Here is a 22,997-nt window from a genome sequence, read left to right on the forward strand (position 1 = left end):
TTTTAGATTAATGAAAAGTAAAAAAAAGCTATTTGCTTGTAAAGAATATTAAATAGGTTCCGAGTGATTTGTTTTAGTTTCCGAATGTGTTTTTAAGTGAAGAAAATAGCTTCAAATTCTTCTTTGTAACTTTTACTTACTGGGATTTTGATATCATTTTTAAGTTGAATACATTTTTCTTTTTTAGAATACATTTTAATGGCATTACTGTTTACAATCCAAGATCTATGTATTCTTAAAAATTCGTTTTCTTCACAAAGTAAACTTTCATAATAACTTAGTTTTTTTGCGGCAACATATTTTTTACCTTTTTCGGTGTAAAGTATAGCATACATTCTATCTGCTTCTATGCAAAAAATGTTTTTAAGATCTAAAATTACATAATCACTTTTATAAGGAATTGCAATTTTTTTTACTTTTTTTCTATTGCTTTTAAGTAATTCTAGTTTATCAAAAGTTAAATTTTTTATTGCTATTGCAGATGCTTTTTTTACTGCTTTTTTAAGCCTTTCTATATCTATTGGTTTTAATAAATAATCTAAAGCTGCAAACTCAAAAGCTTTTATGGCATATTGATCATAAGCTGTTATAAATATAATTTGAAAGTTAATAGTATCAAAAGCTTCTAAAAGTTGAAAGCCATTTTTTTGAGGCATTTCTATATCTAAAAAAATAAGTTGAGGTTGATGTTCTTTTATTTGAATAACAGCTTCGTCTACGTTTTTAGACTCGGCAACAATGATTACATTTTTACAAAATTCATTTAATAAAAAGCGTAAGTTTTCACGTGCATTAATTTCATCATCAATAATAATTGCATTTAATGTGTTCATAATTATTTTGTAAAAGGGATTTTTAAAACCACTTGCGTGCCTTTTTTAACATCTTGGTATGTAAAACCGATATCTGCATTGTAGTAGCTTTTTAATAAAGCCAATCGTTCTTGTATTGCCTTTGTAGAGAATGATGTTTCTTTATTAAGGTTGTTTTTGTTTATTTCTTTGGATGCTTGCAGGCCAATACCATTATCTGTTATGATACAGGTAAATACATGGTTCAAATAAAATTCAATTTTCACTTTTTTAATACCTTCTGTTTTATGAAGTAAGCCATGTTTTATGGCGTTTTCTATAAAAGGTTGAATAATCATAGAAGGAATTTTAATATCTCCAATCTCATTTTCGTTACTAATTTCGTATTCAAAATCTTCTCTAAAGCGTAATTTCTCTAGTTCTAAGTACTTATTTAAGAGTGATAATTCTTCATCAAAATAAACAAAACTTTTTTCACTCATGTTTAAATTCTCTCTAATTAATGATGAAAATTTAGTAAGATAATTATAGGCTTCATATTTGTCGCCTTTTAAAACTAAACTTTGTATGGAGTTCATGGCATTAAACATAAAATGAGGATTCATTTGTGCTTTTAAAGATTTTAATTGTAAATGAGCAAGCTCCCCTTTTTGTCTTTTTTCTAATTCAGAGTATGCTTTTTCCAAAGCGTCTTCGTTTCGTTTGTTTTGATGTTTAAAATAATAGACAAATACAAATGAACCAATAAATAGAAATACCACATTTATGTAACCAAAATAATTTTCAGGATATATGTTTAAATATAAGTTTGGCATATAAAAGGAAACAATACAAACTAATAAAATAGAAAAGTAGAAGTATTTGTTTTCAAAGAAAAATAAAGAAATTAGGGGTAATAAAATATACATATATTCACCATAAAAACCTCTGTAAGCAAAGTTTGCGTTATAAAAAAGGATAAAAAAACCAAAGATTAAGAAAAGTAATCTGGCAGAAATGTATTTTTTGTTTTTCTGAAGAAAAAGAGCTGTTAATAATGTAATTAATTGCAGATTAAAAGATAAAAAGGATTGAAGAGTTATTTGTTGTAAAATAATTTCTAGTAAAAAAAAGAAGAACGAATTTACCAAACCAACAATAGTACAGTAATTTAAAACTTTTATTTTTTTTATTTCTGAAGGTAAAGTATCAGGAAAAATACCAATAGATATTAATTGTGAAATTTTTTTAAACATTTATTAGTTTTATATGTAAACCCCAATTTCTTTTTTATTTGTTGAAGTATTTAGATTTGTTTCCCAATGTAATGATATTATTTCCAAACAAAAAAAACGCAATCAAATGAATGATTGCGTTTTTATTATGTATAGAAAAGATGTTTTTTCTTTTTAGTATAAATCTCAAATCAAGTTTAGAAAACTTTTATGAGATCCCAATGAATATTCGGGGATTTCTTTATGAAGATCCCTCTTTCATCGGGATAAGCGATTCACTCAATTTTGTATTACAAAATTGGTTCTCTACTTACTTTACTTCTTCAAAATCTACATCTTCTACATTGTCTCCCTGAGCATCCGCTTCTGGTTGCGCTTGTTGTGCACCAGCATCAGCTCCAGCACCACTTTGTGCAGCCATTTCTTCAGATGCAGCTTGCCAAGATTCGTTAATTTTTGCTAAAGCAGTATCAATTAAAGTTAAGTCTTGAGATGCGTGAGCAGCTTTTAATTCAACTAAAGCAGCTTCAATTGGAGCTTTTTTATCATCAGATAATTTACCTCCAAATTCTTTTAATTGCTTTTCTGTTTGAAAAATCATAGAATCTGCTTCGTTGATTTTTTCTGCAGTTTCTTTTGCTTTTTTATCAGCATCAGCATTTTCTTCTGCGTCTTTCTTCATTTTTTCGATTTCTTCTTCAGATAAACCAGAAGAAGCTTCGATTCTAATCTCGTGAGATTTGTTTGTTCCTTTGTCTAAAGCAGAAACTTTAATAATACCATTTGCATCAATGTCAAAAGTTACTTCTACTTGAGGTACACCTCTTTGTGCAGGAGGTAAACCATCTAAATGGAAACGACCAATAGTATTGTTATCTGCAGCCATAGCTCTTTCACCTTGTAATACGTGAATTTCTACTGATGGTTGATTGTCTACTGCTGTAGAAAATACTTGAGATTTTTTTGTAGGAATAGTAGTATTTGCATCAATTAATTTTGTGAAAACATTACCCATTGTTTCAATACCTAAAGATAAAGGTGTAACGTCTAATAACAATACATCTTTAACATCTCCAGATAAAACTCCACCTTGAATAGCAGCTCCTAAAGCAACAACTTCATCAGGGTTTACACCTTTACTTGGCGCTTTTTTAAAGAATTTTTCAACAGCTTCTTGTACAGCAGGTATTCTTGTAGAACCACCAACTAAAATAACTTCATCTATTTCATCAATAGATAAATCTGCATTTTTTAAAGCAGTTTGACAAGGCTCTATTGTTCTTTTTACTAAATCGTCTATTAATTGTTCAAATTTAGATCTAGATAAAGTTCTTACTAAGTGTTTTGGTCCACTAGCAGTAGCAGTAACATAAGGTAAGTTAATTTCTGTAGATGCAGAAGAAGATAATTCAATCTTTGCTTTTTCTGCAGCTTCTTTTAAACGTTGTAAAGACATTGGGTCTTTACGTAAATCTAAATCTTCATCAGCTTTAAACTCTTCTGCTAACCAGTTAATTATTTTTTCATCAACATCATCACCACCTAAATGTGTATCTCCAGCTGTAGCTAATACTTCAAAAACACCATCTCCTAATTCTAAGATAGAAACATCATGTGTTCCACCACCAAAATCAAAAACAGCAATTTTTTTATCGTCGTTAGATTTGTCTAAACCATAAGCTAATGCAGCAGCTGTTGGTTCGTTTATCATTCTTTTTACTGTTAAACCTGCAATTTCACCAGCTTCTTTTGTAGCTTGTCTTTGTGCATCGTTAAAGTATGCTGGTACAGTAATTACTGCTTCAGTAACCTCAGTTCCTAAATAATCTTCAGCAGTTTTTTTCATTTTCTGTAACACCATTGCAGAAATTTCTTGAGGCGTATATAAACGACCATCGATATCTACTCTAGGTGTATCATTATCTCCTCTTACTACTTTATAAGGAACTCTTCCAGCTTCTTTAGTAGATTCAGAAAATTTGTTACCCATAAAACGTTTAATAGAATAAACAGTTTTTGTTGGGTTTGTTACAGCTTGTCTTTTAGCTGGGTCTCCAATTTTACGTTCTCCTCCTTCAACAAAGGCAACAATAGATGGTGTTGTTCTTTTTCCTTCAGCGTTAGGAATTACAACTGGCTCATTACCTTCCATTACGGAAACACAAGAGTTTGTTGTACCTAAATCAATTCCAATTATTTTACTCATGATAATCTATTTATATTAGTATTTTAAATTCAATTTTACATTTTACTATTAGTCAAATGGTGTGCCAACTGCTTTTTGACTAGGAAATGTCAGTTATTTTTTAAAAACTTTTTAAATTGATGTGACATTATGACATAAAATGTATCTAATATATTGAATAGGAAGAATATTAGAAATGATTTTTTATTTTCTTATATTTGGATAGTTCTATTCTAAATGAAATAAATTTAATATATTAAAAAAAAAATTATGAGTAAATTTGACGAGAAAGTAGCACAGTATTCTAAGTTTATGGATGAGAAAGGTTTAAAATACGATTCAGACTTATTAAAAGCGGTAACAAAAGGATTGGGGCCGTCTATTTATAAAAAAGATGCAGAAACGGTATCTGGTTCAGATGCAAAAGAATTGGCAACAGTTAAAAATAATTTTTTAATTAAAAAATTAGGTTTAGCAGACGGACCAAAATTAGATGAAGCAATAGATAAAGTGGTTACAGCAATCGGTAAATCTGAAAGAAATAAATATAGAGCTGTAGTATATTATATGCTTGCTGTTGAATTTGGTAAAGAATCTATATACAAATAAGATATCTATTATATTTTTCATAAAAAATCCAGCTCATTCAGTTGGATTTTTTACATTTACAGCTATTCTTAATTAAATCTTACGGATGTCGCAATTTATTAGTGTTTTTGATATGCTCAAAATAGGGGTTGGTCCCTCAAGTTCTCATACGCTTGGACCTTGGCGCGCAGCCGAACAATGGATACGTCAATTAAAAGAAAATAAAAAATTTCATTTAGTTGATGCTATTCGGGTTGATTTATATGGCTCTCTTTCTTTAACTGGGAAAGGACATGCAACCGATTTGGCAATTCAGTTAGGATTAACGGGTGCAGATCCAGAATATGTGCCTATTGAAACTATTGGAGGGATTATTAATGACATTAAAAATAATGAGTTCCTTAATTTTAATGGAGAAAGAAATGTATCCTTTCAGAAATCTTCTATCGTTTTTAATAGAGAGTTTTTACCTTTTCATGCAAACGGAATTACTTTTCGTGGTTTTTTAAAAGGCGAAGAAATATCTACTCAAACTTATTTTTCTATTGGAGGAGGTTTTATTGTGCAAGAAAATGATCATTTAGAAGAAGAAATAGAAATCAATAAAAAGAATTTTCCTTTTCCTATTAATAGAGCTATTCAATTAGAGGAATATTGTGAAAAAGAAAATTTATTAATTTCTGATATTGTTCTTTTAAATGAATTAGAATTAAACTCTGCAGAACATATAGATAAAGAATTACATAGAATTTGGGATACCATGTTAGAATGTATGTATACAGGCTGTCATACCAAAGGGATTCTTCCTGGTGGTTTAAATGTAAAAAGACGTGCTTTTGATACTCATCAAAAATTAATAAAAGATACCAGTTATACAAATCCAAAAGAGTGGCTTACTGCTATAAGAAGTACAGAAGTTAAGTTTAGAGAGATTTTAAAATGGGTAAGTTGTTTTGCCCTTTCTGTAAATGAAGTAAATGCAGCTTTGGGTAGAGTAGTGACCGCACCAACAAACGGAAGTGCAGGGGTAATTCCTGCAGTTTTAATGTATTATATGGTGATAGAAAACCATGAGGCAGATTTTAATCATGTTAAAAAATTCTTATTAACGGCGGGAGAAATTGGTAGTATTTTTAAGAAAAATGCCACAATTTCTGCAGCAATGGGAGGTTGTCAGGCAGAAATAGGTGTTTCTTCTGCAATGGCAGCAGCGGCTTTAACAGAGTTGTTGGGGGGGTCTGCAGCGCAGTGTTTATCTGCCGCAGAAATAGCAATGGAGCACCATTTGGGTTTAACCTGTGATCCTATTGGAGGCTTGGTGCAAGTACCTTGTATAGAAAGAAATTCTATGGGTGCCATAAAAGCGATTCATGCCGCAGAAATGGCGCTAGAAACAAATCCTAAAGAAGCTTTGGTACATTTAGATAGCGTAATTGATACCATGTGGGAAACCGCTAAAGACATGAACAAAAATTATAAAGAAACTTCCGAAGGTGGTTTAGCAGTTACAGTTAGAATTGTAGATTGTTAATCATATAGTTAGCAGTGTTCAGTAACAGTTAGTATGCAACTGTTTATTGTTACTGAACACTGCCAACTTTTTTACCTTGTAAAAACCAAATTATTTTCAGAAGATAATTCTTCAGAAAAACGATATTTATCAACATTAAAGCCTTTTAAATCTTCAATGGTTTTTACGTTATTCTCAATTATATAGCGTACCATAAGTCCACGTGCTATTTTAGCATAGGTCATTACAATTTTATATTCTCCGTTTTTAAAATCTTTAAAAATAGGAGTAATCATTGGTACTTTTAAAACCTTTTTAGGAATCACTTTAAAGTATTCTGTACTTGCTAAATTAACTAGTAATTCACCATCTTCTAATTCTTCGTTTAATGCATGTGCAACTGTGTTGTCCCAGAATTTGTACAGGTTTTCTGTTTTACCAACTTTTAATTTGGTTCCCATTTCTAATCGGTAAGGCTGAATTAAATCTAAAGGTTTTAACAAACCGTACAACCCAGATAAAATTCTTAAATTATTTTGTAGTAATGGTAGTTTTTCTTCTGCTATAGAGTTTACGTCAATTCCTTTAAAAACGGCTCCGGTAAATGCATAAATAGCTTGTTTTGCATTTTCGGTTGTAAAAGGCGTTTTCCAGGTTTGATTTCTATCATAATTTAAGGCAGATAAATCATCAGAAATTTTCATTAAATCAGATAAATTTTTCTTAGAAAGTGTTTTTAGCTTTTTATTTAGTTTTTCCGACTGTTCTAAAAAACGAGGTTGTGTATGTAAACTTGTTGCTACTTTACTTTCAAAATCTAAAGATTTTGCTGGAGATATAATGATTTTCATGTCTTGTTATTCAGAGATAATTAAAGTATAAATTTACAAATCATTTTGGCTGTTTAAAATATATTTTAAAAGTTATATGTAATACTACTATAAAAAATTATAATAGAATGTATGTAATTACTAATACCTTTTAGGTGTTTATTAAACGTGTTTAATTTGTTTTTAAAACAAAAAAAGAAGAGGCTAAATAATTATCTGTTTTATATAAAAAAGATAAAATTTCAGTATAAATAGTGTATCTAATAGATTATTTAGATTTGCTTTTTATCAAAAGAGATAATATCTTTTCTACGCCAAAATTATCGTTACTTTCTGTAGAATAATTCGCTATTTTTAGAATGTCTTTATGAGCATTTTTCATTGCAAAGCTAAAGGCTGCTTCCTTTAACATTTCAATATCATTATGGTAGTCTCCAAAAACAAGTGTTTGTTCTTTAGTGATGTTTAGTAGTCTTTGTACTTCTCTTAAAGCTGTACCTTTATTTGCTTTTTTGTCTGAAACATCTAACCAGTTTTTACCAGAAATTTTAACTAACATTTCGTCCTCAAAAGATTTTACTTTAGGGTAAATATAGTCTTCGGAAGAAGTAAAATGATATGTGGCAATTTTTAAAAATTCTTCAGAATCTGCAATGGCCATTAAATCGTCTACAACTTTATAACTACTATAATATTCTTGAAACAGTGTTATAAATTCTGTGTTTTTAGATTCGATAAAAGCACAATCTTTTCCGCATAAAACAATATTAGCACCTTCTATTGTTCTTAAAACAGGAATTAAGGTTTTTACTTTATCAGTAGAAAGTGAGTTTAAAACCAATACCTTGTCTCTTTTTTTTGCAATACCTCCGTTTTCTGCAATTACAAAAATTTCATCTTTTATGGGCGCTAGTTTGTGTACAATACTATTGTATTGTCTTCCGCTTGCTGCACAAAAAATAATGTCTTGTTTTTTTAATTGTTCAAATAGATCGAAGAATAAGTTGCTTACTTTTCCTTGAGAATTTAGTAGCGTTCCGTCCATGTCAGAAACTACTAATTTTACATTAGATAAATTCATTGTACTCTAAATATATTTGAAATTTATAAGATTTTTTTAGTAGAATTTCTTTCGACCAAATCAGTTTTAATTATGATGGTTTCGTGTTTTTTCTTAATTTTAGACTTATCTTCTAATCGGTTAATTAGCATTTCTGCAGCTGTTGCTCCCATAATTTCTCCATGTTGACTTACGGTTGTCATTCTTGGGCTAGAATGTCTTGCTAAAATTCCGTTAGAAAAAGAAATTACAGAAAAGTTTTCGGGTATTCTATGTCCTTTTTTAATAGCTATTTTCATAGCTGCAATAGCAGAAGATTCATCTGTAGCAATAACACTATCTATGTTGTTGTTTTTAAAGATTGGTTCTAAAATGGTCTCATAATTTTTATAGTTGTCATCTATGTTTATGATTAGATTTTTTTCAACTTTAATATTAAAATCTTCTAGACCTTTTAAATATCCTAATTGTCTTCTTCTTCCAGTTTCTAAATTATTCATGGTAGATATAAAGGCAATGTTTTCATGGCCAGATTTTACTAAATAAGATACGGTACTTCTAGCACTGTCAAAGTTATCAGTTACTACTTTGTCGCACTTTAATTTATCAGCAACTCTATCAAACATTACAATTGGCGTATCATTATCTAAGACTTCTTGAAAATGACTAAAATCTCCTTTAGAAATAGTTTCTTCTGCAAGAGATAAAATAAAACCATCTATACTTCCGTTAGAAAGCATTTCAATAGTTTCTACTTCTTTTTTAAAAGACTCATTAGAAATACATGAAATTATTTTATACCCTCTATCATTTGCTACTTTCTCTATTCCGTTAAAAACTTGGGCAAAGAAATAATTTAACATATTCGGTATTATAATTCCGATTGTTTTTGTTTGCCTATTTTTTAAGCTAAGTGCATTAAAATTAGGTTTGTAATTTTTTTCTTTAGCATATTTTTGAATTTTTTCTTTTGTACTTACACTGATTTCATAACTGTCATTTAGGGCTTTAGATACGGTAGAAATAGAAACATTAAATTCTTTTGCAATGTCTTTTATGGTAAGTCTTTTCATCTTTAAGTCAAAAATTAAACACTAAAGTACAAAATCCCCTCCATAGTAGAGTTATAAAATTATTATTTTACAATTTTATAATATTGAAAATTTTTACGAAGTTCATAAAAGAGGAATCCATAAAGGATAAAGTACTCTAAAGCAACAAACCACAAATTTTCTTTCCATGGATTGTTTGCATACGCTTGATAACTAAAAATAATTACAAGTGTCCAAATAATTGGGAAACGGTATTTTGTAAATACGGATAAAATTAAAGGAGTTGCCAAATACCAAGGATGTATTGTTGTTGATGTAAAATAATAAAAACACAAACCAAATAACAATGCTGTAATTAATTGAACCATTGATTTATTTTTTCTAAAAAAGGTGATAATTACCAAAAATAGAATTGTTAAAATAGGAACTATTTTGCCGATAATAGCAATTTCATTATAGCCTCTAAATTGGTAACCAATTTCTCTAAAAATGTAATAAAAACTGGCGTTAAATTCAAAATTTCGAAACCATAAACCTACCGAATTTGCATAATTTTCTATAAATTCTGATGAATAAAAAGGAAGAAATAAAATGATTATTGTTGCTAAAGTAATTGCATAAAATGCGATTAATTTAGCGAGTTTTTTAGGCTGTAATTTTAAACCGATCCATTTTAGTTTATTGGTACTGTTATTACTGATAGGTTGTATAAACCACTGAAAAAATAAGGGTAAAAACAGTAACGGAATTAACTTTACAGAAACAGAACATGCTAATAAAATTGCTGCCCAAGCCCATTTTTGTTGCTGTAGTTTGTAAAGACTCCAAATTAAGAAAAATAACATTACAGGTTCAAAGTGTAGATTGCCTGTCATTTCTATAATTATAAAAGGATTTAAAGCGTACCAAAAAATATTTTTTATAGGTAAGTTTAATTGTTCTAATAATTTTTTTCCAAAATAAAGAATACCAATATCAGCCAAAATAATAATGCTTCTTAATACAATCACAGATCCAAAGACACTTTTACTAGCAAATAATGCAGCAATTAAAAAACAAAGCTGGTTTATAGGTGGGTAATTGGTGTAATGACTTCCGTTCATTTCTCCCATACCGTTATACAAGTTGTTGGCATCTGCTATAGGATGAAGCCCTTGTTGAATAAAAGTTTCAGGTAGTGATAAATAAGGGTTGAGTCCTTCTAGAATCATACGTCCATCCCAAATAAATCTGTAAAAATCTTGAGATAAATTAGGGATAGCGAATAGAAAAATTAACCTAAAAAGGATCACTAATCCAATTAAAGTAGAGTTTTGTATGGTTTTGCTTTTTATCAAAAAATAAGAACAACCAAAAAGAGCAAACCATAAAAATAGTAGTTTGTTAAATTCTGTTCTCTCTAAAAAATAAGCAAAAATAAAATAGGCTATTGTACTAAGTAAAATTAGTAAAACGTCTTTATATTTTTTAAAAAATAACATTAAGCTTTAGAAAATATTGATTTAAAAAACACATAACTAAAACCAATAAAAAGCATAAAGTGAAAAGGGAATAAACCAAAATCTCCTCCTTGATTTCCAACAATAAATGCACTGTACATTCCAAATATAAAGTAAATTGCTAATAGGCCTTCTAAAATAACATGAAAAGATGGTTTTTTCTTAATGTATTTGTTGGTTTTCCAACCATCTTTTAGACCATTGATGTTAAATTTTGGCGTACGAACAAATTCGCTTTTCTTTCCAAAATGGCCTTCTAAAACAGCAATTGTATTGTGTAGCGAAAAGCCCATCGCAATAGAAAAAAAGGTAAAAAAGGATCCAATATATTTTATAAATCGTACAAATCCACCTCCGTAAATGTTTTTAAACATGTACCAATAACAAACAAAAAATATTAATGAACTAATTACAAAAAAGCTCATTACATAGAAGTATATTTTTAAGTGCTCGTATTCGTTTTTAATGTATAACATAGGGACGCTTAAAACTGCTACCAAAAATATACACGTAAACATAGAGCTGTTTAAAAGATGTAATAAACTATGAATCTTTGTTTTAAAAGAAACGTTTTTACTTGTAATAACGCGTCTCATCATTTTTTGAAAATTCTCAGCACCTCCTTTATTCCATCTAAATTGTTGAGATCTTGCAGCACTAATTACTACAGGTAACTCTGCAGGAGTAACAACTTTTTCTAAGTATTTAAATTTCCAATTTTTTAACTGTGCTCTATAACTTAAATCTAAATCTTCTGTAAGGGTATCACCTTCCCAATTCCCAGCATCATAAATACATTCTTTTCTCCAAACACCAGCGGTTCCATTAAAATTGATAAAATGACCTTGACTATTTCTCCCCACTTGTTCTAATGTAAAGTGTGCGTCTAAAGCAAAGGCTTGAATTTTTGTAAGTGTAGAATAATTTCTGTTGATATGCCCCCAGCGGGTTTGAACCACACCAATTTCTGAATCTTTAAAATACGGCACAGTTTGGTACAGCCAATCTTTTTGAGGTAAAAAATCTGCATCAAAAATAGCTATAAACTCTCCTTTTGCAATTTTTAAACCTTCTTTTAATGCACCAGCTTTAAAGCCTTGTCTATTGGTTCTTTTAATGTGTTGAATATCGAGTCCTTCTGCCTGAATTTCTTTAACGAGGTTTGCTGTCATTTCTACAGATTCATCTGTAGAGTCATCTAACACCTGAATTTCTAATTTCTCTCTCGGGTATTCTAATTTAGCAATGTTTTTTAACAAACGTTCCATCACATACAATTCGTTATAAACCGGTAATTGTATCGTTATAAAAGGAATTTCTTTTGTATTAGAGAAATCAAATTTCTCTGAATTATCAACTTTTTTTCTTGCTTTTAAATAGTTAAAAAGTAAGTTTAATTGTGCTAATGCATACATAAAAATGAGCAATAACGATAAAGAGTAAATTAATATAATTATGTATTCTATAACCACTACTTAAAACTGTATTTAAAAATCCAACCTAATATTTTTATTCCTGCAAAGATACTGCCTTTTACGGTACCAGATACTTTAGAAACGCCTATTCTATTTCTATATTTTACAGGTATTTCTATATAACTAAACTTTTGTTTTAATGCTTTTAATTGCATTTCTACGGTCCAACCATACGTCTTGTCTTCCATATTTAAGGCTAACAATTTATTGTATTTGATAGCTCTAAACGGTCCCAAATCTGTAAATTTTGCTCCAAAAAAAAGTTTCATTAAAAAAGTAGCCAACCAATTTCCAAAAACTTGTTGCGGAGTCATAGAGCCATTTTCTCTTAATTCCTTAACACGGGCACCAATTACAAAATCGATATTATCATTTAAAATAGGATGAATAAGTGCTGTTAATTGTTCTGGATAATCAGAATAATCGCCATCTAAAAAAACAATAATTTCTGGTGTTGTTTTTTGTTTACTAATGTAATCCATTCCTTTTAAACAAGCGTAACCATAGCCTTTACGATGTTCTTTAAGAACAGTTGCTCCTGCTTTTTTTGCATTAATTTCTGTATTGTCTGTAGAGTTGTTACTGATAACAATAATTTCATCAACAATTTTAGGAATATCATTAATAACATTCGCTATAGAATCTTGCTCATTATATGCAGGAATAATAACTTTTATAATCGGTTTCGTCATCTTAAATCATTTAGACTATTTTCACTTCTAAACGATGAAAAGTCTGTCCATTCTTTTATTTTTTTACCTTCTTTATATTTGGAAGCTTTTATCAACTTTTTATTCTTGTAAATTAAGCAATAGCCATTTTTTAGATTGTTTTCTAATTGACATTTATGGTTTACAAGCCCATTATTATCATAAAATAACCACCAATCATTTTTAATTCCGTTTTTAAAATGGCCTTCTTTCTCTTTAATTAAATTTGGGGTGTAAAAATACCAATATTTAGTCTCTAAACCATCTTTAAAATAGCCTTCTTTTTTGATGTTTCCATTTTTATAATAAAATTTCCAAAAGGCTGTTTTTTTATCATTTAAAATCCAGCCTCCATTTTTTAGTTGCCCATTTTTATAATATTCTTTATGATATTCTTTTTGACTGAATGACATCAAAGTAAGAAAGAGGAAAGAAATAATAAGGAGTTTTTTCATTGTTTAATTTTATACTTTAACAGGCACAGCATGACATTTATATTTTAACCTATAGTAAGTTTTAAACTGCCAACTGAAACTGTAAACTGAATACTACTTCTTATTCACTAAATCCATTAAATCTACATCATTACCTAATAAAATATCTGTAGGATTGATACGTCCGTCTTCTGGTCCGTTTTCTAATTTTAAAACTCCTCTTGGGCAAACTGCAGAACAAACTCCACAACCAACACAACTAGAACGTACAATGTTTTCTCCTTTTTGTGCGTATGCTCTAACATCAATTCCTTGTTCACAATAGGTAGAACAGTTTCCACAAGAAATACATTGACCACCATTTGTAGTAATTCTAAATCTAGATTTAAAACGTTGAATAAATCCTAAATAAGCAGCTAATGGACAGCCGAATCTACACCAAACTCTGTTACCAAAAATAGGATAGAATCCTGTACCAATTACACCTGCAAAAATAGCACCTATTAAGAAACCATAAATATCTTGTATGGTTTGTGTTTGAATACCTAAAACTTGACTCTCTTGCGTAAAGAAGGTGTACAAAGCAAAACCTGTCATTACTAGCACAAAAACTAAAACAGAATGAATTATAATACGTTCTGCTCTCCAAGAAAGTAACGTTTTACTAGAGTTTTGTCTGTATGGGTCTCCCAAAGTTTCTGCTAAACCACCACAACCACAAACCCAAGAACAATACCATCTTTTTCCGAAGAAATACACCATTACTGGTACAATAACAATTGTTAAAACAACTCCCCAAACCAAAATAAATAATCCAAAACCACCACTTGCAAGTAACTCATCTAAATTCCATCTAAAGAAGAAATCGTAATCTAACGGAAACGCATTTTTAAAATCGTACCAAGGTTTTTCGAAACGAACTAAAATTTCTGGAATTAAAAAAGCAAATACAATTTGAAAGAATAATACAGAAGTAGTTCTTAATATTTGGTATTTATTATGACGGTATTTTATATACATTCTTACTGCCATAACCGTCATAACAACACAGTATAAGAAACCATATAAAAACCATTGACCTGCTGGGTTTCCGCTAAGAGATTTACTAATTGGATCTACTAAATACACCCAGTTTACAATAAAATCTGGATAAAAGTAAAGTAGAATATAAAAAGTAACTAAAAAGATAAATGTAAACCAACCAATCCAACCACGGTTGGTAACTGCGCTTAAGAAAATTCCATCGTTTTTAATTCCTGGTTTACCAAGTAAAATTACATCTGGTACAATAAACATTAGTGCACCAATTATACCTAAACCAAAGGTTAAAAACCAAGCCAAACCTGTATTGTCTGCAGCAAAACCTTTACCAGATTTTTTTGCTAGTTCAAAACTGACACTATGTGGTTTTCCAGAGATTTTATATTGAAATTGTTTCCCTTTTGCGTCCCAGTTTTTTTCTGAATTATATTTAGCAATTAATGCATCATAATGATTGTTAGAAGTTTTATAAGCACCTATAACTGCACTAGAAAATTGAAAAATATTTAAAGCTTTATCGGTTACGATTGCTTTAGAAAGTTCTTCTTTTATAATTTCACTTTTATATCCTTTTTCTTTAATAAAAGTATCTAATTCAGGTTGAGTTAAATTAAAAGAGCCTGTAAAAATTGTTCCAATAAAGAATGTTAATCCTAATAGAAAGATAATTAATCCTGTTTGTTTTATGAGTTTCAAAATAATTATGGGGTATTATATGTTTTTAATGAAAGTTTTTTTTGAGATGCTTAATATCAATTAGATACTGAAAATTCTTTTCCAGCTTTTCTTTTTTAATTGGATATTCGTATTGTTTTCTTGATTGAATTTTGCTACAATTTCTGCTTCATGTAATTTGAAAAATTCTGGATCAAAATTAGCATCAGACAAAAATTCTAAAACATATTCTACAGATTTATTTTCTGTTAACCATTTATCAAAAATTTCGTGACGCATTCTAATTCCAAAGGTATTAATCCCTATAAATTGCCTTGTATTTTTATCAAAAGAAATAGTGATACATTTATGCTCGTTTGGGTGCTTCCATTGAAAGTAAATTTCATTTTCTTTCATGCCTCTTTCACTAAAAACCCAACCATAGGTTTGGTATTCTATATCTAAAAATTTAGCAGAATTAAACCAATGTCCTGGTTTATATGCTGTTTTGTTGCCACAAATTGTTTGTGCCAAAGTTTCTCCCATCATTCTACCCGTGTACCAAACAGCTTCAATATTTCTACGTTGTCCAATAGCTTCATGTTGCTCTGCACAATCGCCAATGGCATAAATATTAGGGATGTTGGTTTCTAAAAAACGATTTACTTTTACACCACGACCTAATTCTATACCAGATTCTTTTAAGAAATCTATATTTGGAGCAACACCAGCTGTTAAACCAACAACATTACACGGAATTTCTTCGCCTGTTTCTTCAATAATTATCGATTTTACGCGCCCATTTTCATCAGATTTAATTTCTTTTAAATTGGTGCTTAATCGTAAATCTATGTGATGTTCCTTAATATGGTCATTAATCATTGCAGATTCTTGTGCTGGTAAAACTCCATTCCAAAAACTATCTTCACGTACTAAAAAAGTAACAGGTATTTTTCTACTTCTTAACATTTCTGCTAATTCAATACCAATTAAACCACCACCAACAATTACAGCTCTATTACAACTCTTATTGTCTGGAGCATATTTTTCTAGTTTCTCTAAATCTTGTTTATGGTACATACCTAAAGTGCCCTCTAAATCTTGCCCTGGCCATCCAAATTTATTTGGTTTAGAACCTGTAGCAATAATTAAACGATCAAAAGAAAGTGTTTCTCCATTTGTAAAATCTAATTGTTTTTTGTCTGTATTTACTTTTGATACCAAACCTTCTTTTAAAGAGATTCTGTTTTTCTCCCAAAACCAATTTTCATAAGGTTGCGTATGTTCAAACTTCATGTGCCCCATGTACACATACATAAGAGCAGTTCTAGAAAAGAAGTATTTAGTTTCTGCAGAAACAATGGTTATTTTGTTATCAGAATTTTTTCTGATATGTCTTGCAGCTGTAACGCCAGATATTCCGTTACCGATAATTACAATATGTTCCATAGTTGATTGATTGTTGGGGTTCTGTCGAAGCTAAAGTTAAGAACTTAATTATTAATCTTGAATTTAATTGAATTTAGAATGATTATAAATAAAAAATATATTAGTAAGTATCTATCAATAGATTAGACTTATCTAAAAATTTTTATCAATAAATAGAATCAACCAATAATGAAAAAAAATATATCAAAAGCTATTTTAGCAGCGGTTTTAGTTTTAAATTTAAGTGTCTTTGCACAAGAAGAAGACACTTCTAAAAGTAATATACAAACCTATACACCTTCTAAATTATTAAATAAAGGCCAGTGGGATGTTAAGTTTTTTAACGGTTTATATACGCAAACAAGATCTGCAAATTCTAACGGAAAGAGTTCTTTAGATGCAAGCGGACGATCTAACTTTTTTACAAGTACTTTAGATATTTTTACAGGTGTATCAGACAACAATCGTTTAAATGTTGGTTTATTATTAGAATATAGATCTAATACAAGAAACGGTAAAAGTGCAACGTCTGTTTTTAGTTTAGGAAACGATGCTAATTCTAGAAAAGGACTTTCTTCTTTTGCGCCTGCAATAAAATGGCAGCCGATTGAAAGTGTAGGTAATTTCTCTATACAAAGTGCTTTTCATATCCCTATTAATAAAGAAGAATCTGATGGAAATGGTGTTTATTTAGATCAAACGGCTTATATGTTTCAAAATAGATTTTTCTACGATTATACTTTACCAAGCGGAAAATGGCAATTGTTTACAGAATTAGCAACAGAGTATAATTTTGGGTCAGAAGATAGTTTTGCGAATGATACATTTGTAGTTGCTCCAGGTGTTTTTATGAGTTATTTTCCAACAGATAAGTCTACCATTTTAGGTTTTGTACAACATTCTCAACGTTTTGGAGATTTTACACAAGATTATACCGCTTTAGGTTTTGGTGGAAAATATCAATTAAACAACACCTTAAATATAGAGGCTTTATATAGCAAGTTTGTAAGAGGTAATGATACTGGGTTAGGGCAAAGTTTTAACATTGGTTTAAGAGCTTTATTTTAATTAAAAGCTATTTTTAGGACTTTATGAAAACATATAAAATCCTTTTTTTATTGCTGATATTCATTCAGTTATCATGCAATAGTCAACAGAAAAAAATAAACGGAATTAGTTTTGTCGCATCAAGAGACAAAATTGATACAACACATACAAATTCAGTCTTAAGGGCACAAAGCAACTATGTTGCATTGATGCCCTTTGGTTTTATAAGAGATTTGTCATCGCCAAAAGTACTACACAATACAAGCAGACAGTGGTTTGGTGAAACCAATAAAGGTTTATTACAATATGCCAACGAATTTCAGAAAAACGATGTAAAGATTATGGTAAAACCTCAAATTTGGGTTGGTCATGGGTTTTTTACTGGGCATATAGAAATGGATTCTGAAGAAAAATGGGCTGTTTTAGAAAAATCATATTCAGAATTTATATTAACATATGCAAAATCAGCACAAGAAATTAATGCAAATATTCTTTGTATAGGTACAGAATTAGAAAAATTTGTAATGAAGAGGCCAACCTATTGGCAAAATCTAATTAAAGAAATAAAAAAAGTCTACAAAGGGAAATTAACGTACGCTGCAAATTGGGACGAATATAAACGGGTGCCTTTTTGGAGTGAGCTAGACTTTATTGGTGTTGATGCTTATTTTCCGGTAAGTGATAAGAAATCGCCAACGGTAGAAGAGTTAGAAATTGGTTGGAAACTACATAAGGAAGAAATTAAAAGCGTACAGAAAAAATTTAATAGACCTATTTTGTTTACTGAATTTGGATATAGAAGCGTAGATTTTACAGGAAAAGAACCTTGGGATGCAAATAGGGTAGAGGGCAAAGTAAATTTACAAGCACAAGTAAATGGCTTACAGGCAATACACAACCAGTTTTGGAAAGAAGATTGGTTTGCAGGAGGTTTTGTTTGGAAATGGTTTCATAGATACGATAAAGTTGGTGGAGAAAACGATAATAGATTTACACCTCAAAATAAGCCAGCAGAATTAGTTCTTAGAAAGTTATATGAGCAAAAATAGATTTTAAAATATGACGAATGTCCTATATCTATTTAAGTTTAGATCTTAAATTTGTAACTATAACCAATAAACCACTAGCATGAAAAAAATAATTGTACCCATAGATTTTTCTAAACACTCTGAGTATGCGTTAAAAACGGCTGCCTTATTAGCTAAAAAATACAATGCTACTGTGTATGCTTTGCATATGTTAGATATGCAAGAAGTGTCTTTAACAGAAAGTGAAAATAACCAACAAGAAAAAGCAATATATTTCTTAAAATTAGCGGAAAAAAAGTTTAAACATTTTTTGGTAAAAGAATATTTAGAAGGCGTAAAATTGGTGCCTATTATTAAGCATTTTAAAGTTTTTAGTGAAATAAATGCTATTGCAGAAGAAGTAAAAGCAGATTTAATTATTATGGGGTCTCACGGAGTAAGTGGGCTTAAAGAGTTTTTTGTAGGTTCTAATACAGAAAAAGTGGTAAGGTTTGCAAATCTACCAGTTTTAATCGTTAAAAATGAAATGATTAATACAGATTTTTCTGACATTGTGGTAGCAACAGATTTTTCTGAAGAAAGTATTCCTGCTTTTAAAAGCATGTTAAAAGCAGTAGATTTTCTAAATGCACGTAAGCATATTTTATATGTAAACTTACCAAATGAAGAATTTAAAACAACTTCTGAAATGGAAGCGTTGGCAAATAATTTTTTATTAAAAGCAGAAGGAAACATTGATAGAATGATTAATGTAAATTATGTTTGCGATAGATCTGTAGAAAAAGGAATTCTAAATTTCTCTAATGCAGTAGGTGCAGATTTAATTTCTGTAATTACGCATGGTAGAAAAGGAATATCTCATATTTTTGCAGGAAGTATTGCCGAGGATATTGCAAATCATTCTACCTTGCCAATTTTGACTATTAAAATTTAAGAATACATGACTATTAAAAACTTGTTGCTCACATTTTTTTGCTCTTTTTTTCTCTTTTCTTGTACCCAAGATACTGATATTACTGTACCAAGAAATTTACAAGAATATATAGATGCCTCATCAAATAATTTAGGAGAGACCTTTGCTTATGCAGCAAGTGCAAGTGGTAGCGCAAGTACTGTTTATATTTATGCAGCACCAGAAGATGGCGCCACAGATCTTAGATATTATGAAGCAGATAGTTTAAATGTAGATGATGAAAATGATTTTACAAATTATAGAAGACAAAACTTAACGGTAACAGGTCTTTTTGATGGAAAATTACAACGTTTTACGAGGTTGGGTGAAGATGAAAATTGGTGTTTGGTTACGTATATGTTAGACGGAGAATTGAAAAAGTCTGCGCCAATTCGTTTAAAAAATGCATCAAAATTAACAAGTTGGACCAATAACGTAACCATTGAATTTACAGAAACCTTAAAACCAAAGTTTACCTGGACAGATATAGTAGATGCAGATGATGCTATTTATTTTGCAGCAATATCTAAAGTAGAAGACAACTCATTTGTTTCTGGTACGTATACTTTAGATAAAACATTCCAATATTTTGATACCTCAAATGTAGAAGTTAATATAAACACTCCATTAACGCCAGATGATTTAGTAGAAGATACAGAATACCTTTTTACCATGATGGCTATTAGTGCAGATAATTGGGTTAATACTGTAATCGAAGAAACATTTATTCCAAGAAATTTACAAGAATATTTAGATTTTAATTCAGAAAAAACGCTAGAAAAAGCAACTGCCTTTGCAGCAAGTGCTAGTGGCTCAGAAAGTCTTACTTATATTTATTACGATCATCTAATAGGAGCCTCTGCAATGCGATATTATGAAACCGATAATTTAGATGTAGATAAAAACGATTTTTCTAAATATAGAAGAAAAAGTTTGACGGATGCAGCTGTTTATGGAGGAGAACTTAGAAGGTACTCTAGAACAGATACAGAAGAAAGTTGGTGTATTGTAACATTTGTTGTTGGTGATAAATTATACAAATCTGCTCCTGTAAAAATAAAAATTTTAAACAGACCTACAGAATGGTTAACGGAACTTTCTGTTGATTTTCCAGAAACCTTAAAACCAAAGTTTACTTGGCTAGACGGAAAGTATTTAGAAAGCACTAATTATTTACAAGTAATTACAGATAGTGAAAGCAACTTTTTGTCAGGCACATTTACAGAAAATAAAACATTTCAATACTATGTAGACACTAATGTAATTGCAAAAATTAATCTAGAAACTCCGGCAGATTTAATTTTTGATGACGAATATAATGTAACTGTGATGGGTATAAGTGAAGATAATTGGGTAAATTTGGTTATTCAAGAATCTTTTATTGTAGAATAGTGAACTCTAAAAACTGTGTTTTTTTTCTTTTTTTATCCATAACGTCTTTGCTGTTTTCGCAAGAGAACACAATTGTTGATGTTGAAATTAAAGGAATAAAAAGGTTAAAGGAATCATTTGTTCATCAGATTATACAAACAAAAAAAGGTGTTGTATTAGATTCTGCTGCTATAGAAAAAGACATCATTCTTTTAAAAAGGTTACCTGTAGTTGGGCATGCATATTATCAAGTATTTCGTACCAATGATCATCTTTATAAGGTATCTATAAATATAGAAGAAAACTTTACCATTTTACCCGAAGTTAATTTTTGGACCACTACAAATCAGCAGTTTTCTTATAAATTAGGGTTGTATGATTATAATTTTTTAGGAAGAAATATCACCTTTGGTGGATTTTATCAAAACAACGGTTTCGATTCTTATGCCATTAACTTTAAAGCACCCAATTTATTTTCTAAAAAGTGGGGTTTAGCATTAAATCATCAAAACTGGAAAAGTGAAGAGCCTTTGTATTTTGGAGAAAAAACTGCAAATTACTTGTATAACAACATTTCTTTTGAAGCACTAGGCTTGTATCAAATCAACCTAAAAAATCAATTTAATTTTGGTGTAAATCTTTTTAATGAAAAATATCAATATTTATCAGGAGCAACAGATCCTTCAATTCCACAAAATTTAGATTTAGATAAAAGGTTATTCAAATTAGTGTACACGTATAATAATTTAGACTACTATTATCAATATGTAAATGGTTTTAAGAGTGTTTTATATGCCCAATATGTTATTTCTAACAATAATGCTTTTCAAGAAGATTTTTTAATTGCCTGGAACGATTTTTTCTATTACAAAAGACTCGGAGAAAAAGGAAATTGGACGAATAGAGTTCGTTTTGGTTTATCCTCTAATCAAGAAACACCTTTTGCACCTTTTGCTTTAGATAACAATGTAAACTTACGGGGAGTAGGTATTTTGGTTGATAGAGGGACAGGAGTAGTTGTTTGGAACACGGAATATAGACATACTGTTTTCGATAATAAAAGGATGGCAATTCAGACCAACGTTTTTACAGATTTTGGTTCTTGGAGAAACCCAGGAGGTGAATTAAATGACTTTTTTGAAAGTGAAAATGTAAGAGTGTATTCTGGTTTTGGTTTGCGTTTTATCAGTAAAAAAATATACAATGCTACTTTTAGAATCGATTATGGTTTTCGAATTTCTAACAATTCTGGGCAATCTAAAGGAGGTTTAGTATTTGGAATTGGGCAATATTTTTAATTTTAATTTAATATTAGTTTCTTACTACTTAAAGATAAACCCTTAGTTTTGCCTAAAAATAAAATTAAGATGAGAACTTTTGCAATTGGAGATATTCATGGTGGATTAAAAGCATTAATTCAGGTTTTAAATAAACTAGAATTAAAAGAAGATGATAAAATTATTTTCATGGGAGACTATGTAGATGGTTGGAGTGAATCTGCACAAGTTGTTCAACTTTTAATTGATTTGTCAAAGAAATTCAATTGTATTTTTATCAAAGGAAACCATGATGTTTGGTGTGAAAATTGGTTAAAAGATGAAAGCGATGTAAATTCTTCTTGGTATTTACACGGAGGTAAAGAAACTATGGAAAGTTATGAGGGCTTTTCTGTGGATGAAAAACAACAACATATTACATTTTTCGATAGTTTGCCGTTATACCATATAGATACAGAGAACAGGTTGTTTTTACATGCAGGTTTTACTTCTATGCACGGAGTAGAAAGAGAGCAATTTGAAGCATTATTTTATTTAGATAGATCTTTGTGGGAAATGTTGTTAGCAATGGATAAAACGATCGGAAAAGACTCTATTTTTTATCCTAAAAGAATACAACATTATAAAGAAATATACATTGGTCATACGCCAACAACTAATTATAACGAGCCCAACCCAATGAATATTGCTAATGTTTGGAATGTTGATACAGGTGCTGCTTTTAAAGGAAGAGTTACAGGGATAAATATTGATACCAAAGCGTTTGTGCAAAGCGATAATTTACCCGATTTGTATCCTGATGAAAAAGGGAGGAATAAATAAGAGAACAG

General features: G+C 29.8%; 20 protein-coding genes. 8 read left to right on the top strand and 12 right to left on the bottom strand.

Annotation, left to right across the window (positions count from 1 at the left end; all coding sequences use genetic code 11):
- Positions 1–92: 92 nt before the first annotated feature.
- The 3 genes from GQR92_RS14970 to dnaK form a co-directional block, all read right to left on the bottom strand.
- Positions 93–833, bottom strand: coding sequence for a LytR/AlgR family response regulator transcription factor (locus GQR92_RS14970; RefSeq protein ID WP_158840918.1), 741 nt, complete (start codon positions 831–833; stop codon positions 93–95).
- Positions 834–835: 2 nt separating this feature from the next.
- A complete protein-coding gene (locus tag GQR92_RS14975; RefSeq protein WP_158840920.1) occupies positions 836–2,047 on the bottom strand; it encodes a sensor histidine kinase in 1,212 nt (403 codons plus the stop codon).
- 289 nt (positions 2,048–2,336) lie between these two features.
- The gene (dnaK, locus tag GQR92_RS14980) at positions 2,337–4,232 is read right to left on the bottom strand and encodes a molecular chaperone DnaK (protein ID WP_158840922.1); all 1,896 of its coding nucleotides are present in this window, start codon (positions 4,230–4,232) and stop codon (positions 2,337–2,339) included.
- Positions 4,233–4,481: 249 nt separating this feature from the next.
- Here dnaK and GQR92_RS14985 point away from each other — a divergent pair, with 249 nt between their 5' ends.
- Entirely contained in the window at positions 4,482–4,820 is a 339-nt protein-coding gene (locus GQR92_RS14985; RefSeq protein ID WP_105047671.1) for a DUF2853 family protein, read from the top strand.
- Positions 4,821–4,905: 85 nt separating this feature from the next.
- Positions 4,906–6,330, top strand: coding sequence for an L-serine ammonia-lyase (locus tag GQR92_RS14990; protein ID WP_158840924.1), 1,425 nt, complete (start codon positions 4,906–4,908; stop codon positions 6,328–6,330).
- A gap of 71 nt (positions 6,331–6,401) precedes the next feature.
- Here the strand turns inward: GQR92_RS14990 and yaaA are convergent, their stop codons facing one another.
- The 9 genes from yaaA to GQR92_RS15035 all read right to left on the bottom strand — a co-directional run bounded on the left by yaaA (position 6,402) and on the right by GQR92_RS15035 (position 16,513).
- On the bottom strand, positions 6,402–7,160 hold the full coding sequence (gene yaaA / locus GQR92_RS14995) for a peroxide stress protein YaaA (RefSeq protein ID WP_158840926.1): 759 nt from the start codon (positions 7,158–7,160) through the stop codon (positions 6,402–6,404).
- A gap of 247 nt (positions 7,161–7,407) precedes the next feature.
- On the bottom strand, positions 7,408–8,220 hold the full coding sequence (locus GQR92_RS15000) for an HAD family hydrolase (protein WP_199269146.1): 813 nt from the start codon (positions 8,218–8,220) through the stop codon (positions 7,408–7,410).
- A 23-nt stretch (positions 8,221–8,243) separates the two neighbouring features.
- On the bottom strand, positions 8,244–9,272 hold the full coding sequence (locus GQR92_RS15005) for a LacI family DNA-binding transcriptional regulator (protein WP_158840928.1): 1,029 nt from the start codon (positions 9,270–9,272) through the stop codon (positions 8,244–8,246).
- 62 nt (positions 9,273–9,334) lie between these two features.
- Positions 9,335–10,732, bottom strand: a complete 1,398-nt coding sequence (locus GQR92_RS15010) for a mannosyltransferase (RefSeq protein WP_158840930.1) — start codon at positions 10,730–10,732, stop codon at positions 9,335–9,337.
- Positions 10,732–12,165, bottom strand: a complete 1,434-nt coding sequence (locus tag GQR92_RS15015; protein ID WP_441339131.1) for a cellulose synthase family protein — start codon at positions 12,163–12,165, stop codon at positions 10,732–10,734. The genes GQR92_RS15010 and GQR92_RS15015 overlap by 1 nt, the downstream gene beginning before the upstream one ends.
- Positions 12,166–12,221: 56 nt before the next feature.
- Complete coding sequence (locus tag GQR92_RS15020; protein WP_158840934.1) at positions 12,222–12,917, bottom strand: glycosyltransferase family 2 protein; 696 nt, start codon at positions 12,915–12,917, stop codon at positions 12,222–12,224.
- Positions 12,914–13,390, bottom strand: coding sequence for a toxin-antitoxin system YwqK family antitoxin (locus GQR92_RS15025; protein WP_158840936.1), 477 nt, complete (start codon positions 13,388–13,390; stop codon positions 12,914–12,916). Before GQR92_RS15025 ends, GQR92_RS15020 begins: the two co-directional genes overlap by 4 nt.
- A 93-nt stretch (positions 13,391–13,483) precedes the next feature.
- Positions 13,484–15,106: a 4Fe-4S binding protein gene (locus GQR92_RS15030; protein WP_158840938.1), complete on the bottom strand. Its 1,623-nt coding sequence runs from the start codon at positions 15,104–15,106 to the stop codon at positions 13,484–13,486.
- 60 nt (positions 15,107–15,166) lie between these two features.
- Positions 15,167–16,513, bottom strand: a complete 1,347-nt coding sequence (locus tag GQR92_RS15035) for an NAD(P)/FAD-dependent oxidoreductase (RefSeq protein WP_158840940.1) — start codon at positions 16,511–16,513, stop codon at positions 15,167–15,169.
- A 168-nt stretch (positions 16,514–16,681) separates the two neighbouring features.
- On the opposite strand from GQR92_RS15035, the gene GQR92_RS15040 reads away from it, so the two are divergent.
- The 6 genes from GQR92_RS15040 (at position 16,682) to GQR92_RS15065 (ending at position 22,989) form a co-directional block, all read left to right on the top strand.
- Positions 16,682–17,560 (top strand): hypothetical protein, encoded by an 879-nt coding sequence (locus GQR92_RS15040; protein ID WP_158840942.1) that lies wholly within the window; start codon positions 16,682–16,684, stop codon positions 17,558–17,560.
- A 23-nt stretch (positions 17,561–17,583) separates the two neighbouring features.
- Positions 17,584–18,588 carry a glycoside hydrolase family 113 gene (locus tag GQR92_RS15045; RefSeq protein ID WP_199269147.1) on the top strand — a complete coding sequence of 335 codons (1,005 nt, stop codon included), beginning with the start codon at positions 17,584–17,586 and terminating at the stop codon, positions 18,586–18,588.
- A gap of 79 nt (positions 18,589–18,667) precedes the next feature.
- Positions 18,668–19,501, top strand: coding sequence for a universal stress protein (locus tag GQR92_RS15050; RefSeq protein ID WP_158840944.1), 834 nt, complete (start codon positions 18,668–18,670; stop codon positions 19,499–19,501).
- Positions 19,502–19,507: 6 nt separating this feature from the next.
- The gene (locus tag GQR92_RS15055) at positions 19,508–20,911 is read left to right on the top strand and encodes a hypothetical protein (RefSeq protein ID WP_158840946.1); all 1,404 of its coding nucleotides are present in this window, start codon (positions 19,508–19,510) and stop codon (positions 20,909–20,911) included.
- A 47-nt stretch (positions 20,912–20,958) separates the two neighbouring features.
- Complete coding sequence (locus tag GQR92_RS15060) at positions 20,959–22,188, top strand: outer membrane protein assembly factor (RefSeq protein WP_368074163.1); 1,230 nt, start codon at positions 20,959–20,961, stop codon at positions 22,186–22,188.
- A gap of 69 nt (positions 22,189–22,257) precedes the next feature.
- Positions 22,258–22,989, top strand: coding sequence for a metallophosphoesterase family protein (locus GQR92_RS15065; RefSeq protein WP_158840948.1), 732 nt, complete (start codon positions 22,258–22,260; stop codon positions 22,987–22,989).
- Positions 22,990–22,997: the final 8 nt, after the last annotated feature.

The sequence above is a fragment of the Polaribacter sp. L3A8 genome (assembly GCF_009796785.1).
Lineage (GTDB): Bacteria > Bacteroidota > Bacteroidia > Flavobacteriales > Flavobacteriaceae > Polaribacter.

Excerpts from the sequence above, each read along its gene's own strand:
- GQR92_RS15005 (WP_158840928.1), bottom strand. The coding sequence starts at position 9,272 with ATGAAAAGACTTACCATAAAAGACATTGCAAAAGAATTTAATGTTTCT.
- GQR92_RS15035 (WP_158840940.1), bottom strand. The coding sequence starts at position 16,513 with ATGGAACATATTGTAATTATCGGTAACGGAATATCTGGCGTTACAGCT.
- GQR92_RS15010 (WP_158840930.1), bottom strand. The coding sequence starts at position 10,732 with ATGTTATTTTTTAAAAAATATAAAGACGTTTTACTAATTTTACTTAGT.
- GQR92_RS14975 (WP_158840920.1), bottom strand. The coding sequence starts at position 2,047 with ATGTTTAAAAAAATTTCACAATTAATATCTATTGGTATTTTTCCTGAT.
- GQR92_RS15065 (WP_158840948.1), top strand. The coding sequence starts at position 22,258 with ATGAGAACTTTTGCAATTGGAGATATTCATGGTGGATTAAAAGCATTA.
- GQR92_RS15040 (WP_158840942.1), top strand. The coding sequence starts at position 16,682 with ATGAAAAAAAATATATCAAAAGCTATTTTAGCAGCGGTTTTAGTTTTA.
- GQR92_RS14970 (WP_158840918.1), bottom strand. The coding sequence starts at position 833 with ATGAACACATTAAATGCAATTATTATTGATGATGAAATTAATGCACGT.
- GQR92_RS15020 (WP_158840934.1), bottom strand. The coding sequence starts at position 12,917 with ATGACGAAACCGATTATAAAAGTTATTATTCCTGCATATAATGAGCAA.
- GQR92_RS15025 (WP_158840936.1), bottom strand. The coding sequence starts at position 13,390 with ATGAAAAAACTCCTTATTATTTCTTTCCTCTTTCTTACTTTGATGTCA.
- dnaK (WP_158840922.1), bottom strand. The coding sequence starts at position 4,232 with ATGAGTAAAATAATTGGAATTGATTTAGGTACAACAAACTCTTGTGTT.
- yaaA (WP_158840926.1), bottom strand. The coding sequence starts at position 7,160 with ATGAAAATCATTATATCTCCAGCAAAATCTTTAGATTTTGAAAGTAAA.
- GQR92_RS15045 (WP_199269147.1), top strand. The coding sequence starts at position 17,584 with ATGAAAACATATAAAATCCTTTTTTTATTGCTGATATTCATTCAGTTA.
- GQR92_RS14985 (WP_105047671.1), top strand. The coding sequence starts at position 4,482 with ATGAGTAAATTTGACGAGAAAGTAGCACAGTATTCTAAGTTTATGGAT.
- GQR92_RS15015 (WP_441339131.1), bottom strand. The coding sequence starts at position 12,165 with ATGTATGCATTAGCACAATTAAACTTACTTTTTAACTATTTAAAAGCA.
- GQR92_RS14990 (WP_158840924.1), top strand. The coding sequence starts at position 4,906 with ATGTCGCAATTTATTAGTGTTTTTGATATGCTCAAAATAGGGGTTGGT.
- GQR92_RS15055 (WP_158840946.1), top strand. The coding sequence starts at position 19,508 with ATGACTATTAAAAACTTGTTGCTCACATTTTTTTGCTCTTTTTTTCTC.
- GQR92_RS15000 (WP_199269146.1), bottom strand. The coding sequence starts at position 8,220 with ATGAATTTATCTAATGTAAAATTAGTAGTTTCTGACATGGACGGAACG.
- GQR92_RS15050 (WP_158840944.1), top strand. The coding sequence starts at position 18,668 with ATGAAAAAAATAATTGTACCCATAGATTTTTCTAAACACTCTGAGTAT.